Genomic DNA, 14,498 nt, shown 5'->3' with positions numbered 1-14,498 from the left:
TTCCCTCATGGCTTGCTAGAAGGTTTCGGATGGTGGTTCAGGCAGCCTTGGCCTCAAGGACGGCAAGCTCGTTCTCACCGGTCTCTTCCTCGGGCTGTGACGAGACATCACCGCCAGAAGTGTAGATCTCTTTAAGAGCGCTTTCGCTCAACTCGTTTGGCGGAGCATCGAACACAACCCGCCCGTCCTTGAGGGCAATGACCCTGTCGGCGAACTTCCGGGCCAGGTCCACCTGATGCAGGCTCACCACCGTGCAGATGCCATCCTCCCGGCAGATCTTCAGGAGCAGTTCAAGAATCTCCTCTGACTTGGCGGGATCCAGGCTGGCCACAGGTTCATCAGCCAGGATGATGCGCGGCTTCTGAGCCAGGGCGCGGGCGATGCCTACGCGTTGCTGCTGGCCGCCCGAGAGCCTGCCGGCGCGCGTGAGGGCGAAATCCAGTAGCCCTACGCGCTCAAGGCACCCAAGAGCGTCGGTGACATCCTTGCGCGACCAGGGGAGCAGGCTCCTCCAAAGCGGCGTGCAGCCAAGGCGACCGTTAAGGACGTTGGCCAGGGCCGTCTGGCGAAAGATGAGTTGGTGCTGCTGGAAAACGAACCCTGTCATGCAGCGCAGTGCGTGACGCTTGGAGGCGGTGTCGATAGACCCTATCCCCTCAATCTCCACCGTTCCGCCAGTCGGAACGGTGAGCTGATTCAGGCACCGCAGCAGGGTTGATTTTCCGGCCCCTGAGGGACCGAGGAGAACGCTGAAACGGCTGGCTTCAAAGGTAAGATCCGTGGGATATAGCGCCGTGTGCGCCTGGTAGATTTTGGTGAGGCCTTGGATCGTGAGCATATGGAAGCCCTCCTTGCATGGGAGGAACCCTAGCTTCTGAACTCCAAGGAGTCATGACGGCAGAGTCACAGGCATGTGACAATAGCAGCAGACCTGTTCAGAGGAGCCAACAAGAATAATACGGCCGTCTTTCCTGCGTCACCCACCTTTTGCCGGGCCGTCACACAACCGTCACATGGCGGGGCTTTATGATGTTCCGTGCAAGCGTAAACATCAACCCCTTCGGAGGCTCATCCATGAAACGTCTTCTTTCCGCCGCACTCGCCGCCCTGGCCGTGCTCGGCCTCGCCGCCGTCTCCTTCGCCGGCGACCTCCCGGTCAAGGGCTCCACCACTGTCCAGCCCATCATGCAGAAGGCCGTCGAGGCCTTCATGGCCAAGAACAAGGGCGTGTCCATCTCCATCTCCGCCTCCGGCTCCGGCGACGGCGCCAAGGCCCTCATCGACGGCAGCACCCCGCTGGCCATGATGAGCCGCGAGATGAAGGAGTCCGAGATCAAGCAGGCCAAGGATAAGGGTGTGAACCCCAAACAGATCATCATCGCTTACGACTGTCTGACCCCCATCGTGCACCCCTCGAATCCGGTGAAGAACCTGACCATGGACCAGCTAAAGGACATCTACACCGGCAAGATCACTGACTGGAAGGACGTGGGCGGCGCAGCCGGCCCCATCTCCGTGGTCTCCCGCGACTCCTCCTCCGGCACCTTCGAGTACTGGAACGAGCACGTCTTGAAGAAGGAGCGCGTCTACGCCCGCGCCCAGATGCAGGCCTCCAACGGCGCCGTGGCCCAGACCGTGTCCAAGCAGAAGTCGGCCATCGGCTACGTGGGCCTGGCCTACACCCAGAACAAGGGCCTCAAGGCCGTAACGGTGGAAGGCGTCGGCGGCAGCGTGGAAAACACGCTCAACGGCACCTATCCCATCTCCCGCGGGCTGTACCTCTACTCCAACGGCGAGCCCACCGGCGACGTGGCCAAGCTCGTGAACTACATCCTCTCCGACGAGGGCCAGAAGATCGTTGCCTCGGTGGACTATGTGCCCCTGAAGGCCGCCAAGGCCGCGAAGGCGGACAAGAAGGCCAAGAAGTAACAACGCTTCCCCGAGCGCCAAGACCGTTTCGACCTTCCTCCTTTGGGACCCCTCCTCCCAGCCCGGCCCGGCCCATCCGGACCGGGTTCGGGCGGAGGGGTCGAAACGCAAGAGACCGGAGATTCGCCCATGCGCCGCAGCACCAGGGAAATCCTCATCAAACGGGCCTTCATGGCCACGGCCGTGACCTCGCTGGCCGTGCTGGCGCTGATCATGGTCTTTTTGTTCATGGAGGGCCTGCCCGCCTTCAGCTTCGTCAGCGTGAAGGGCTTCCTGCTGGGCATGGACTGGTACCCCACGGACGAGGCCAACCCGGCCTACGGCATCCTGCCGCTCATCGTGGCCAGCGGCGCGGTGACGGCCCTTTCTTCCCTGGTGGCCATCCCCCTTGGCGTCATGACCGCCGTGTACCTGGCGGAGATCGCCTCCCCACGCGTGCGCGCCGTGGTCAAGCCCATTGTGGAGATGCTGGCGAGCCTGCCCTCGGTGGTCATCGGCTTCTTCGGCATGGTGGTCATGGCCCCGTTCCTCCAGGAATTTCTCGACATCCCCGTGGGCCTGAACCTGGCCAACGCCGCGCTCATGCTGGCCTTCATGAGCGTGCCCACCATCGCCAGCGTCAGCGAGGACGCCATCTACGCCGTCCCGCGCGAACTCAAGGAAGCCAGCTTCGCCCTAGGCGCTACCCACCTGGAGACGCTTGCGCGCGTCACCATCCCGGCCTCGCTCTCCGGCATCGGCACCGCCGTCATCCTGGGCATGAGCCGGGCCATCGGCGAGACCATGGTGGTGCTCATGGTGGCGGGCGGCGCGGCGGTGATTCCGGACTCGCTCTGGAGCCCGGTGCGGCCCATGCCCGCGAGCATCGCGGCGGAGATGGCCGAGGCGCCGTTTCGCGGCCACCACTACCATGCGCTCTTCGCCACGGCCATGGTGCTCTTCCTGGTGACGCTCTGCTTCAATATCCTGGCCGACAACATCTCCCACAAGCACAGCCAGACCGGCTCGGCCAGCCTGTAAAGCGAGGCGAACATGAACGTTGACGCGACCGTCTCCCTGCCCACGCCCCCGCGCCGGTCCCTGTCCGTGACCACGGGCCGCGACCGCGTGCGCAAGACCAAGCAGTGGCTGGCCTTCCTGATGCTGCGCGGCGCCATCCTCATCGTGGCCGCAGCCCTGGCCGTCATCATCGGCTTCCTGCTGGTCAACGGGCTGTCGTCCATTTCGTGGAGTTTCCTGACCGAGGTCCCGCGCAACAACATGACCGAGGGCGGCATCTGGCCGTGCATCGTGGGCACGGTGCTGCTGTCGCTGGGGGCCATGGCCGTGGCCCTGCCCCTGGGCGTGGCCAGCGCCATCTACCTGCACGAGTACGCCCAGCCGGGCAAGTTCATGCGCGTCATCCGCCTGGGGGTGAACAACCTGGCGGGCGTGCCCTCGGTGGTGTTCGGCCTGTTCGGCCTGGGACTGTTCGTCACGGTGCTCGATCTCGGCGTGTCGCTCCTGGCTGGCTGGCTGACGCTGGGCGTGCTGTGCCTGCCGGTGATCATCGGCACCACGGAGGAGGCCCTGAAGAGCGTCCCGGCCACCTACCGCGAGGCCTCCCTGGCCCTTGGCGGCACCAAGTGGCAGACCATCTGGCGGGTGGTGCTGCCCAGCGCCCTGCCGGGCATCCTCACCGGCTCCATATTGGGCATCAGCCGCGCCGCGGGCGAGACCGCGGCCATCATGTTCACGGCGGCGGTGTTCTACACCCCGAAGATGCCGACCTCCATGTTCTCCGACGTCATGGCCCTGCCCTACCACATCTACGTGCTGGCCACCGCGGGCACGGAGATCGAGAAGACCCGGCCCATCCAGTATGGCACGGCGCTGGTGCTCATCGCCCTGGTGCTGGGCATGAACCTCTTCGCCATCTTCCTGCGCGCCTGGCTGCAGAGACGGGGGGAGCGGTAACGGGCAAAACAAAGAGGCTTCAGCCGTACAGCCATCAGGCTTCCCACTGCCAGGGCAGATGCCCCCCCGGACACTTCGCTGACAGGCTCTCTGCCTGCAAGCTGCGCATCCTCGGGTTGGTCCAAGCTGCCTCCCTCTCATCTTCGGCATAACTGCGGCCAGCATCTCCACCACGCACAAGGTGCGAAACTGTCCACCAATGTGCCTTTGTGCGGGTGCAAGAAGCTCTGCGCCTCCTGTTCCTCGTCATGGGCAACAAGATGCTCCATGCCCTACCAAGTCTGCACGACAAGCGGCCTGGCCCAGAGTTGACGCTCCAGGCCAGGCCGCTTGAATGTAGTTTGACCGGAGGGACTTCTCTAACCCTTGCACCTGTGTTTCACGTTCTGGCCTTCCTTGATGAAGATGACGGCCTCGGCAAGGTTGGTGGCTAGGTCACCGATTCGTTCCAGGTGCCGTGAGGCCATTATGACATGCACGCTGCGCTCCACGATCCGTGTCTCCTCGACCATGGTGCTGATGGCCTCCTTGAGCACCTTGAGGGACAGTTCGTCGGCGGTGTGGTCCATGGCGCAGATCTCCCCGGCCAGCACCGTGTCTTCGTCCACAAAGGCACGCACGGCCTTGGTCAGCATATCCTGCACATGGGCGCAGAGCCGCTCCATGCGAGCATTGGCTGGCAGGGGCGGCCGAGTGGACAGAAACAGGGTGCGGTGGGCCAGGTTCACGCATTCGTCGCCGATGCGCTCCAGGTTCACGGTGAGGCGCATGGAGCCGATGATGAGGCGTAGGTCTTTGGCCATGGGCTGGTCCAAGGCCAGCAGTTCCAAGTTGAAGGTGTCGATGGCGTCTTCCATGTCGTTGACAGCCGCATCGTTCATGACCACGCTCTCGGCCAGGTCGGTGTCGTTCTCCAGATAGGCGCGGGTGGCGTCGTGCACGGCCTTCTCGGTGAGGGCGGCCATGCGGATGAGCTGCATGCGCAGTTCGTCGAGCTTCTGGGTGAAATGGATGCGCTGCTGCATGTGTCCCCCTAGCCGAAGCGGCCGGTGATGTAGTCTTCTGTCTGCTTGTTGCGCGGGCGGGTGAAGATGGTGCGAGTGTCGCCCTCTTCGATGAGTTTGCCTAAATAGAAGAAGGCCGTGCGGTCGGACACGCGCGCGGCCTGCTGCATGCTGTGGGTGACGATGATGATGGTGAGGTCGCGCTTGAGCTCGTGGATCAGGTCCTCGATCTTCTGGGTGGCGATGGGGTCGAGCGCGCTGGCGGGCTCGTCCATGAGCAGGACCTCGGGCCGCACAGCCAGGGCGCGGGCGATGCACAGGCGCTGCTGCTGGCCGCCGGAAAGGCCCAGCGCCGAGGACTCCAGGCGGTCCTTGACCTCGTCCCGAAGGGCCGCGCCGCGCAGGGACGACTCCACGCTCTGGTCGAGCACGCGCTTGTCCTTCACGCCGTTGACGCGCAGGCCGTAGGCCACGTTCTCGTAGATGGTCTTGGGGAAGGGGTTGGGCTTCTGGAATACCATGCCGATGCGCCGCCGCAACTCCACCACGTCCACGCCGGGGGCGTAAATGTCCTCGCCATCCAGGGTGAGCCGGCCGTCGACCCGCGCGCCGGGGATGAGGTCGTTCATGCGGTTGATGCAGCGCAGGTAGGTGCTCTTGCCGCAGCCCGAGGGGCCGATGAGCGCCGTGACCTGGTGCTCCTCAAAGTTTAGGTCCACTTGGTGCAGCGCCTGGAAGGCCCCGTAGTGGAAGTCCAGGGACTGTGAAGCAATCTTTATGTTGGGCATGGGCTCTCCGTGCTCTGCCGGTCAGGGCCAAGCGGGACACTTTCCCGCCAAGCCGTTGCCTGCGGGGTGAAGATACTCTTTGGGCGCAACATCAGGGACACGAGAATGTGACAATTCGGTGACGAAGCACAGGGAGCAAGGTCCCGCAAGCGTTGATCTTGAGTACCAGCCACTCATGGCGCACGGCGAGGGAGGAGAGAAGGGCGCAATAGTTGCTGGCGGGAATGCATTTCAGTCTTTGAACCGGTATCCCACGCCGCGCAAGGTCTCGATCCAGTCGGCATAGTGGCCCAGCTTGACCCGCAAGCGGCGCATGTGCGTGTCAATGGTGCGCGAAGTCCCTTCGAATTCCGTATTCCAGACCATATCCAGGAGCCTGTCTCTGGAGAGCACGCGGCCCCGGCTCTGCACGATGGCCTTGAACAGCTTCTGCTCGGTGGCAGTCAACACGCGCTTTTCGCCGTCCACTAACATTTCATGAGCAGCAAAGTTCACCATGAGCCCTTCGCGCTGGAAAGTGTCCGAGTTTTCGTCATGTTCCGAACTTGTCCTGCGCAGCACGATCTTGATACGCAGAAGGAGTTCGCGAGTGCTGAAGGGCTTGAGCACATAGTCCTCGGCTCCAAGCTCCAGACCCACAACGCGGTCCACCTCATCGGTGCGCGCGGTGAGAAAGATCACCGGCACCGCGCTTAAGGAAGGGATCTGCTTGAGCGTGCGGCAAACTTCAAAGCCGTCCATTTCCGGCAGCATCAGGTCGAGCAGCACGAGGTCAGGACGCCAGCGGTCCATGACGTTTAGAGCCTGTTTTCCGTCCAGCGCCGTGCGCACTTCAAAGCCTGCCGCGGTGAGATTGTAACGCAAGAGCTCACACGTTTCCGCATGATCCTCCACCACCATGACTCGCCGCTGTTCCATGAGCTAAGCTCCCCGTTATGAATGAGATGAAAGGCAGCGTTACTTGCAATTGCGTTCACCTTAGACCCCTCCGGGGCGCCCATTGTTACCTTGGCGTTACGTCGGGGCAAAGGTTCCGCAACACCGGATCAGGCTGCAGAGTCTTCCTTGAGCGGGGCAGGTTCGGCGCAGACTCCCTGACCGTTTCCGGGCAGTTGTTCGGTGCCCAGCGGTTGCCTGCGATCCCTCGCGTACACATTACCGGGCAGGGACTTGGCGTATTTCTTCACATACGCGGCGCGTTCGCCGATCTCCTGGAGACTGCAGGGTCCGCCGATCTCCAGGATGCCGATGCTGAGCGACACCAGTGGATAGGTTCGCTCCACGCCGTCGCGGCCCGTGGCGATGACCTCGCCGCGCGTGCGGTCCTCCAGACAGTAGCAGCCCCGGATGAGGCGCTTGAAGCTGCGCGTAGTGGCCTGGCAGATGCGCTCCACGTGTTCTGGCTTGCTCATCAAAACGAAGTCGTCCCCGCCGATGTGAAAGAGCTTTGCCGTGGCGTCACCATAGCGGCGCACGCTGTGGTCCAGCAGGTCTGCGGCCAGCTTGATGACCCGGTCGCCGTTCTTGAAGCCATAGGTGTCGTTGTAGACCTTGAAGTTGTCCAGGTCGGCGTAGGCGATGGAAAAGCATTTCCCGGCCGCCACGCTGGCCTCGACCTCCTGCTCCAGGGTCACGTTGCCGGGCAGGCCCGTGAGCGGGTTGGTGCCCTTGGCCATCTCCACCTGGACGCTCGCCAGGGTGCTTAGAAGCCGCTGCACGGTGACGATGCCCAACACCCGCCCCTGGCTGGTGACGATGATGTCATCGTAGGCCTTGATCTTCTCGCGCTGCATGGCGGCCTTGGCCGTTTGCTCCACGGGCGTTGCCTCGTCCACGATGAGCGGGCTGCGGTCCATGATGGCCTCCACGGGCCGTTTGGCATACAGGGCCGAACCGAACCGAACTGCCCGGAGAGCTGCCGATTGAGCTGGTATTCCATGACCAGGCCGATGGGCCTCTCCTCGTCCACAATCACGATGCTGGTATGTTGGCGTGTGGACTCGAAGCACTGCTGGGCGTCGGGCACGAGCATCCCGGCCGGGCGCACCTGCGCGGCCTCCACAAGATTGCCGATAGGCATGAGGCAGGAGGTGCTGATTCGCGTCTGCTCCTGACGGGTCCGCAGATAGGTGGTGTCGAGCGCCAGGGAGGGCTTGGGCGTGGCTGGCTTGGCCAGGTAGTAGCCCTGACCGTAATGCACGCCGATGTCGATGAGGCAGGCGGCCTGGGCCTGTGACTCGATGCCCTCGGCGATGATCTTGGAGCCGATCTTGTCGGCAAAGGTGACGAAGGTTTCGATGAGCGCGCGCTTCACCGGATCCTTGTCGATGCCCTGGATGAGGCTCATGTCGATCTTGATGAAATCCGGCCTGATCTGGGCGATGGAGGTGAGCCCGGAATACCCGGCCCCGGCGTCGTCGATGGCCACCAGATAGCCCTGGCTGCGGTAGTGGTCCAGCGTGCGGTGGAAGAGGGCGAACTCTGTGATGCTGTGCCGCTCGGTGATCTCAAAAACAATGTTCTCCGGGGCGAGCCCCACGGTTTCGAGCAGCTCCAGCGTTTTGCCGTGGGTGAAATTCGGGTCGGCCATGGTCTTGGGATGGATGTTCAGAAAGAGCTTTTGCCCAGGGGCTATGAGTCCCAGGGTGCTGATGGCCTTTTCGCGGCACAGGCGTTCCAGGGCGAAGAGCTTGCCGGACTGCTCGGCAAAGTCAAAGAGCATGGCCGGGGACTGAAAGGCCGTGCCCTCGGGGCCGCGCGCGAGGGCCTCCCAGGCCAGGATGGTGCCGGTGGTGAAGTCTGCGATGGGCTGGAACACCGCGCGCACGTCCCGGTTGTGCAAAATGGCATTGAATTCGGTGGACAGGGAGAGCTGGCTTAAATCCAGGCGCATTTTGGCGCGCAGCCGGGCCTCGTTCACGGCCTGGAACAGCCGGGCCTCGCGGTCCTGGCCTTTGGCTACGGTGTGGCGAGCGCAGCCGAATCCCAGGTCCAGCTCACGCCCGGCCCAGCGCAATAGGTGCGCGTTGGCCTCGCGCTGAGCCAGGAGTCGGATCTCGTAAGCCGTGTCGTGCTGAGTGCGCGGATCATCTCCTTGGCTGGGCCAGCCCAGCAGGTATTCGCCAGGTTCAAGCGTCATACAAAATGGCACCACATGCAGGCGTTCGCTGACGGCCCGGCGGAGCACGGCAGTGAGCTGCGCCTCGACCTCCTGAGCCAGGTCGTTGCCGTAAAGTTCGCGCAACAGGGGGAAGTCGCGCACGTTGATGAGCAGGATGTCGAAGTCCTGCCCATTGCGCACGAGTTCACGCAGGCGGTTTGTGCGCAGGTCAGGAGCGCCAGTGTCGGCTGCTGGCGCATGCTTGCCATTGCGTAGCAGGTGCAAAACGGTTTTGATCATTGCGGACCTCGGGGGATCTGGCTGTGTGGTGTATGTGACGTGTATGTCTCGCGTGGAGATAGTATGTCCCGACGACGGTTGTGTGACGCCCTTGTGACAACCTGGAAAGCATTGGGTACAGAAAATATGGAAAACGCCCGGAGAAACATGTCCGTCCGGGCGTAGGTGGAGCGCGAAGCTTGCGGCTAGCGGTAGTGCCGGTTGCTCCCGCCCATGGCCAGGAATACCTGGGGAGGGATGATCTGTAGGAGTTGACCTAATGCGAGAGGGCTACATCAGCACCGCGTGGCCGCTTGCTATACATAGGTATGCTTAAGCTTCATGACGTCTCGGTAGGGAACCACGCCCTGGATCACATCCTTTTCGTCCAGGACGGGAATGGCCCGAAAGCCATAGCGCTCGAACATGGCTGCGGCGTCCTTGAGGGTGTCCCCAAGGGCCAAGCTCTTGACGCCGGTGGTCATGATGGCGTCCAGCCGCTGGGAGGGCTCTGCGCGCAGAATCGAATGGTAATTGACCACTCCGAGCAGACGGTTGTCGCCGGAGAGGACGTAGACGTACCAGATGACGTCCTTGTCGCGGGCGACCTCGCGGAATTGCTGAAAGACCTCGTCGACCTTGGTCTCGGGCGGAAAGGTGATGATGCTGTCCGTGGCGAAGTCGGCGATATCCTTGTCGTGGTCGTCCATGAGCGACTCGATCTTTTCGACATGGTCCTTTTCGTCCATCAGGGCCAGGATGTCGTCGGCATCGGAGGCCGGCAGGGCCGAAAGCACATCCGCAGCCTGGGCCGGGGTCATTTCGTCAATAAGGTCGGCGGCCATCTCGTCGCCGATGCTTTCGATGATTTCGCGTTGCACGCGGGGTTCGATCTCTTCCAGGGTGTCGGAAGCTTTTTCCAGACCCAATGCGTTGAAGATGGCTAGGCGCTGATCGTGCTCCATCTCCTCCAGGATGTCGGCCAGGTCCACAGGGTGGATCTCATGGATCTTGTCCTTTAGGATGTTGAGCTTGAGGCTGCCAGTGAAACGGCCCAGCTCATGTGAGAGCGGCTGCACGAATTTCCAGGGAATGGGCTCATCCTTGAGGGTGGCCGCCAGGTCGCTGATGAAGCTGGCCAGGCGGCTGAGGCCGATGCGGCGTAGGAAGCTCTGGCGCGAGCAGTCCACGCCGCTGACAAACAGTTTGCCACTGCGGCCGCACAGGCGCACGTCGTAGACCACCTCGACCTCATGGTCCTCAAGGTCTACGATTTTCTTATCCAGGATGTGATCCTGCAAAAGCACCAGGCCGTCGAAGTGGTCCTTCTCGCGGCTTTCAATGCTTTCCAGGCTCACCGCGACCTCCCGCTCCCCGATCTCGACGTCGGACCACGGGACCAACAGCGACTTGTAGCCAAAGGAGCGGCGGACGATGATGTCGGTGATTTCCGGCAAGACCTCAGTCTCACGGATGACCATATCGTCGAGCTTGCCGATCTTCTTGCCGTTCCATACGACCTTCAGGCCGAGGAGGTCAGAAAGGGAATAGGCCTGCTCGGTGCAGGTAGAATTGTTCTGCTGGACCATGATGTTCTCCCTTATAATGCTGGGCTACGCCGTCAGCACAGTGATGAACTTGTACAGAAGCAGGCCCACCAGCAGCAGCAGGTAGCAGCGCAGGAGCAACAGACAGACCTTGACCGGGCGGGACATGACCAGGCTCGGCGTGGCGTATTTCTCGTTGATCTCGTTGATCTTCCGGAAGTGTTTGCGCATGAAGTTCTTGAACATGGTCAGCCTCCCTGGCTAGCCGAACAGGCTCGGAAACAGCGCGCTGGCCGCATAGAGCGAGGAGAGCACGACGATGACCGAGACAATGCCGATGTTGACGATGTTTTCAAAGAGCGTGTTCTTGTATGCACCCATGGTCTTTTCGTCGTTCAAAAGCAGAATCAGGAAGACCAGGGCGGCGGGCAGAAGCGTCACCGCCACCACCTGCACGAAGAGCGTGATGAGCACCAGCGGGGCACCGGGGATAAGCACCACGCCGCCGGCGGTGACAAGGGCCAGAAAGTAGGCGGCATAGAACCAGGGAGCTTCCTTGATCTTGTTGTTGAGCGAATGCGCCCAGCCGAAGATCTCGCCCAGCGCCCAGGAACTCGCGAGGGAGATGCAGATGGCGCCGAGGAGCCCTGCGTCGAAGAGCCCGATGGCCATGAACGTTCCGGCATAGCCGTGGGTTCCCATGAGCATTTTGGAGGCCTGGGCTGCGTCGTCAATCTCCATGCCCGGCAGCACTGTGCCCACCACAATGATGATGAAGGCCGCCACCACCACGGTCAGGATGGAACCAAGCAGGGTGTCGAACTTGCCGAAGGGGATATCCTTTTCCGTCATGCCCTTGTCCACCACGGCGCTCTGCTGGAAAAAGATCATCCAGGGCGCGATGGTGGTGCCTATGTTGGCCATGAGGAAGAAGAAGAGCTGGTTGTCGAACTTGCCGCCAGGAAGATTGGGAATGACCCCTGCGAGCACGGCGGAGGTGTCCGGCCGCACCCAGAAGGCCGCCGGGATGTAGATGAGGTTCAGCAGGCAGAAGCCCATGGTGATTTTTTCCCAGGTCCAGTAGCGACCGTTCAGCACCATGAAGCCCATGATGCCGATGACGCCGAGGATGGTCAGCCAGGGGGGCACCCCGAAGATGCCCATGGCTGCGGTCATGCCGATGAATTCGGTGATGAGCGTCAGCCAGTCGCAGAAGACGAGGTCGATGAGCGAGAACCAGCCCCAGAAGGCACCGAAGTTCTCGAAGATGGCCTCGGCGTGCCCGCGCTTGGTCACCGCACCCAGACGTACGGTCATCTCCTGCACGAAGTAGGCGACGGGCACCAGCGCGATGAGAAACCAGATGAAATTGTAGCCGTACTTGGCGCCCGTGGCGGCATACGTAGTGATGCCGCCGGCGTCGTTGTCGGCAATCATGACCACGAGGCCAGGACCGGAGAGTATGAGGAAGAGCCGCAGGGCCTTCCAACTGCGGCGGAACATGTAGAAAAGCTTGGTGAAGATGTTCATGAGAACCTCCATGTGCCACCCCTGGCCGCCAGTATTCTTTGTCGGTGGGGCTCGTGGAAACGGGACCGGTTAGGCGGTCCAGGGCCTGGCCTGGGATCTCCACCAAGGGGAGCGGGCGGTTCCAAGGCGTTCAAGGATTAGGCCTCGACCGCGCGGAGCGTCTACTGTCTTTGTGCAACATTTCCGTGACGAAAACGTGCCGACCGCAGGTGGACGGTGGCTCCGCCGCTGGCGAACGTTTGAAGACCAAGTCGGTCCGAAGGAACAGGCCAGCTATCCCTGCACGGGCGGCTGGTCTTCACCGTCATGCACTTTTCACCCTCCCGTCACACTGGCGCCCTGTTGCGGGGCTAGCATGCTTCGGAACACCGCTAGACCACGGAGGAGCCGGATATGCGTGAAGACACACAGCAGGACGGACTGAGCAGACGCGAGTTGCTGCGGCTTTTGGGAACAGGAGTGCTTGCGGCGCTGGCGCCGGGCATGATGCTCGGGCAGGCCCAGGGCGCGGGCAAGACGGCGGGAGACGGCTTCGAGCGCGCGGCGGGGCCCGGCGTCATCTTCGTGGTGGGCGACGGGATGCCCCTGGGCGTGGTGCGCGCCATGCACGAAATCCGCACCGGGGTCTTTGGCCGGGCGGACTCCAATCTGTATGCCCGCCTGCGCGATCCCAAGTCCTCCGTGGGCTACATGGCCACGGCCAGCCTGTCGAGCATCGTCACGGACTCGGCTCCGGCCTCGGCAGCTTGGGCCACCGGGGTCAAGACGGTCAACCATTCCTTGTCCGTGCTGCCAGACGGCCGCCCGCTTACGACCATCTTTGAGCTGGTGAAGCCGCGTGGCGTGGCCACAGGCCTGGTCACCACCACCCGCGTGACCCACGCCACCCCGGCAGCCTGGATCTCACATCAGCCTGACCGCGACAGTGAGGACGCCATTGCAAGTGAGATGCTGGCCTTCAACCCCGATGTGCTCCTGGGCGGCGGCAGCACCCACTTCGACGCCAAGAAGCGCAAGGACGGACTCGACTTGCTGGCTGGATTCGCCAAGGCTGGTTATGACACCGTTACCGACCGGGCTTCGCTTCTGGCCGCGCCAACGCACGCCAGGCCTCTGGTGGGTCTGTTTTCTCCCTCGCACATCGCCTACCATGTGGACCGCCTGAACGACTCGGCGCTTAGCTCCCAGCCCTCCCTGCCAGAGATGACTGCTGCGGCCCTGAAGCGCCTAGCCAAGAATCCCGACGGTTTCCTGCTTCAGGTGGAGGCCGGGCGCATCGACCACGCCAGCCACTCCAACGATGCCTGGTCAGCCATCATGGACACTATCGAGTTGGATGACACCCTGGGCGTCATCGACGCCTTCCTCAAGGTCAACCCGCGAACCCTGGTCATCGTCACCTCGGACCACGGGAACTCCGGCTGGGGCGTCAACGGAACCGGGCCGGAGTATAACGACGCCACCAGCGCCCTGCGCTCCTACCGTGCCGGCAAGGCCTCCTTCGAGGCCACCATCAAGCGCATGAAGGACAAGAGCGTGGGCGAGATACAACAACTCGTGGCCGAGATGTCGGGCTTTCCCATCAACTTGGACGAGGCGCGGCTCATCCACGAATCCATGCAACCTGGTTACAAACCATTCCCTGGCGACTTCATCTACCAGCCTGACGCCACTATCGGGAAAATCCTGGCCCACAGCGCATACCCGTCCAAAGGCGCGCCGTCTTTGCGTCGGGGCAACGTGGGCTTCACCTCCTGCAACCACACTGCCGAAGACCAGCTTCTCCTCGCTTACGGCCACCAAGCCAAGGAGCTCGGCCTGGACCGTCTGGTGGACAACACAGCACTCTTTGACGTCATGTGCCGCGCCTTCGGCGTGACCCACAAGAACCCCACCATGTCTCTGGCCCAGGCGCGGCCCCTCATCTTGGCAAAAGTCAAAGGCGTGGGCATGTTCCGTCGACATATTGTGTAGAGGAAAGCGGCCGGGTGGCCATCCCGTGCCTCGCCACGATTGGTTCACTCATGTGGACGTCTCTTGTGGGGATGGGGCGTGGTGACTTCCTTGGAGGGGGGCGGCATTGGTGTAAGGTTGAATAAACCCGTTTCGCACTGCTTCAAGTCGCTGTTCAACCATCATATGTGTCCCGCGCATGCAGGGACTATCGACATGGCAAGTTGACAATAGCCCTGAATTAAATGTGATATTTCTATACCGGTCTACACTCAAAGGGGAATCATTGGTCTTGAGGTAGCTCCATTGCGTCAACTTGAGCCAACAGCCATCGTCTCACGCGCTATACCGATGCAATAACCACCTAACACTCAGTCATAGAGCATTTTTTAATAAATCTTTGAGCCGGGGT

13 protein-coding genes are annotated in these 14,498 nt (G+C 62.1%); 4 read left to right on the top strand and 9 right to left on the bottom strand.

Annotated features, from left to right (window positions below):
• Positions 1–37: 37 nt before the first annotated feature.
• The gene (phnC, locus tag Q8O35_RS05615) at positions 38–838 is read right to left on the bottom strand and encodes a phosphonate ABC transporter ATP-binding protein (RefSeq protein WP_305571516.1); all 801 of its coding nucleotides are present in this window, start codon (positions 836–838) and stop codon (positions 38–40) included.
• Positions 839–1,074: 236 nt separating this feature from the next.
• Here phnC and Q8O35_RS05610 point away from each other — a divergent pair, with 236 nt between their 5' ends.
• From Q8O35_RS05610 to pstA, 3 genes are all read left to right on the top strand, one after another.
• Positions 1,075–1,929: a PstS family phosphate ABC transporter substrate-binding protein gene (locus Q8O35_RS05610; protein ID WP_305571514.1), complete on the top strand. Its 855-nt coding sequence runs from the start codon at positions 1,075–1,077 to the stop codon at positions 1,927–1,929.
• Positions 1,930–2,058: 129 nt separating this feature from the next.
• A complete protein-coding gene (gene pstC / locus Q8O35_RS05605; RefSeq protein WP_305571512.1) occupies positions 2,059–2,949 on the top strand; it encodes a phosphate ABC transporter permease subunit PstC in 891 nt (296 codons plus the stop codon).
• Positions 2,950–3,069: 120 nt separating this feature from the next.
• Positions 3,070–3,885 (top strand): phosphate ABC transporter permease PstA, encoded by an 816-nt coding sequence (gene pstA / locus Q8O35_RS05600; RefSeq protein WP_305571609.1) that lies wholly within the window; start codon positions 3,070–3,072, stop codon positions 3,883–3,885.
• Between the two features lie 359 nt (positions 3,886–4,244).
• Here pstA and phoU read toward each other — a convergent pair whose 3' ends face one another.
• The 8 genes from phoU to Q8O35_RS05560 all read right to left on the bottom strand — a co-directional run bounded on the left by phoU (position 4,245) and on the right by Q8O35_RS05560 (position 12,133).
• Positions 4,245–4,910: a phosphate signaling complex protein PhoU gene (gene phoU / locus Q8O35_RS05595; protein ID WP_305571510.1), complete on the bottom strand. Its 666-nt coding sequence runs from the start codon at positions 4,908–4,910 to the stop codon at positions 4,245–4,247.
• A gap of 8 nt (positions 4,911–4,918) precedes the next feature.
• A complete protein-coding gene (gene pstB, locus Q8O35_RS05590) occupies positions 4,919–5,677 on the bottom strand; it encodes a phosphate ABC transporter ATP-binding protein PstB (RefSeq protein ID WP_305571508.1) in 759 nt (252 codons plus the stop codon).
• A 231-nt stretch (positions 5,678–5,908) separates the two neighbouring features.
• A complete protein-coding gene (locus tag Q8O35_RS05585; RefSeq protein ID WP_305571506.1) occupies positions 5,909–6,595 on the bottom strand; it encodes a response regulator transcription factor in 687 nt (228 codons plus the stop codon).
• A gap of 128 nt (positions 6,596–6,723) precedes the next feature.
• Entirely contained in the window at positions 6,724–7,494 is a 771-nt protein-coding gene (locus Q8O35_RS05580) for a GGDEF domain-containing protein (RefSeq protein ID WP_305571607.1), read from the bottom strand.
• Positions 7,380–9,077: an EAL domain-containing protein gene (locus tag Q8O35_RS05575; protein ID WP_305571504.1), complete on the bottom strand. Its 1,698-nt coding sequence runs from the start codon at positions 9,075–9,077 to the stop codon at positions 7,380–7,382. The genes Q8O35_RS05580 and Q8O35_RS05575 overlap by 115 nt, the downstream gene beginning before the upstream one ends.
• Before the next feature lie 296 nt (positions 9,078–9,373).
• Complete coding sequence (locus tag Q8O35_RS05570; RefSeq protein WP_305571502.1) at positions 9,374–10,645, bottom strand: magnesium transporter MgtE N-terminal domain-containing protein; 1,272 nt, start codon at positions 10,643–10,645, stop codon at positions 9,374–9,376.
• Between the two features lie 24 nt (positions 10,646–10,669).
• On the bottom strand, positions 10,670–10,849 hold the full coding sequence (locus tag Q8O35_RS05565; protein WP_305571500.1) for a hypothetical protein: 180 nt from the start codon (positions 10,847–10,849) through the stop codon (positions 10,670–10,672).
• Positions 10,850–10,864: 15 nt separating this feature from the next.
• Entirely contained in the window at positions 10,865–12,133 is a 1,269-nt protein-coding gene (locus tag Q8O35_RS05560; protein ID WP_305571498.1) for an NRAMP family divalent metal transporter, read from the bottom strand.
• Between the two features lie 393 nt (positions 12,134–12,526).
• On the opposite strand from Q8O35_RS05560, the gene Q8O35_RS05555 reads away from it, so the two are divergent.
• Positions 12,527–14,107 carry an alkaline phosphatase gene (locus Q8O35_RS05555; protein WP_305571496.1) on the top strand — a complete coding sequence of 527 codons (1,581 nt, stop codon included), beginning with the start codon at positions 12,527–12,529 and terminating at the stop codon, positions 14,105–14,107.
• Positions 14,108–14,498 lie beyond the last annotated feature (391 nt).

Origin of the sequence: Humidesulfovibrio sp. (assembly GCF_030689645.1) — a bacterium.
Taxonomy (GTDB): domain Bacteria; phylum Desulfobacterota; class Desulfovibrionia; order Desulfovibrionales; family Desulfovibrionaceae; genus Humidesulfovibrio.
This window is presented reverse-complemented; position numbering and strand designations above follow the sequence as displayed.

What these genes read in the sequence shown, in the direction of transcription:
- phnC (WP_305571516.1), bottom strand. Translation starts at nt 838, where the DNA reads ATGCTCACGATCCAAGGCCTCACCAAAATCTACCAGGCGCACACGGCG.
- pstC (WP_305571512.1), top strand. Translation starts at nt 2,059, where the DNA reads ATGCGCCGCAGCACCAGGGAAATCCTCATCAAACGGGCCTTCATGGCC.
- pstA (WP_305571609.1), top strand. Translation starts at nt 3,070, where the DNA reads ATGCTGCGCGGCGCCATCCTCATCGTGGCCGCAGCCCTGGCCGTCATC.
- Q8O35_RS05585 (WP_305571506.1), bottom strand. Translation starts at nt 6,595, where the DNA reads ATGGAACAGCGGCGAGTCATGGTGGTGGAGGATCATGCGGAAACGTGT.
- phoU (WP_305571510.1), bottom strand. Translation starts at nt 4,910, where the DNA reads ATGCAGCAGCGCATCCATTTCACCCAGAAGCTCGACGAACTGCGCATG.
- Q8O35_RS05575 (WP_305571504.1), bottom strand. Translation starts at nt 9,077, where the DNA reads ATGATCAAAACCGTTTTGCACCTGCTACGCAATGGCAAGCATGCGCCA.
- Q8O35_RS05555 (WP_305571496.1), top strand. Translation starts at nt 12,527, where the DNA reads ATGCGTGAAGACACACAGCAGGACGGACTGAGCAGACGCGAGTTGCTG.
- Q8O35_RS05565 (WP_305571500.1), bottom strand. Translation starts at nt 10,849, where the DNA reads ATGTTCAAGAACTTCATGCGCAAACACTTCCGGAAGATCAACGAGATC.
- Q8O35_RS05560 (WP_305571498.1), bottom strand. Translation starts at nt 12,133, where the DNA reads ATGAACATCTTCACCAAGCTTTTCTACATGTTCCGCCGCAGTTGGAAG.
- Q8O35_RS05610 (WP_305571514.1), top strand. Translation starts at nt 1,075, where the DNA reads ATGAAACGTCTTCTTTCCGCCGCACTCGCCGCCCTGGCCGTGCTCGGC.
- pstB (WP_305571508.1), bottom strand. Translation starts at nt 5,677, where the DNA reads ATGCCCAACATAAAGATTGCTTCACAGTCCCTGGACTTCCACTACGGG.
- Q8O35_RS05570 (WP_305571502.1), bottom strand. Translation starts at nt 10,645, where the DNA reads ATGGTCCAGCAGAACAATTCTACCTGCACCGAGCAGGCCTATTCCCTT.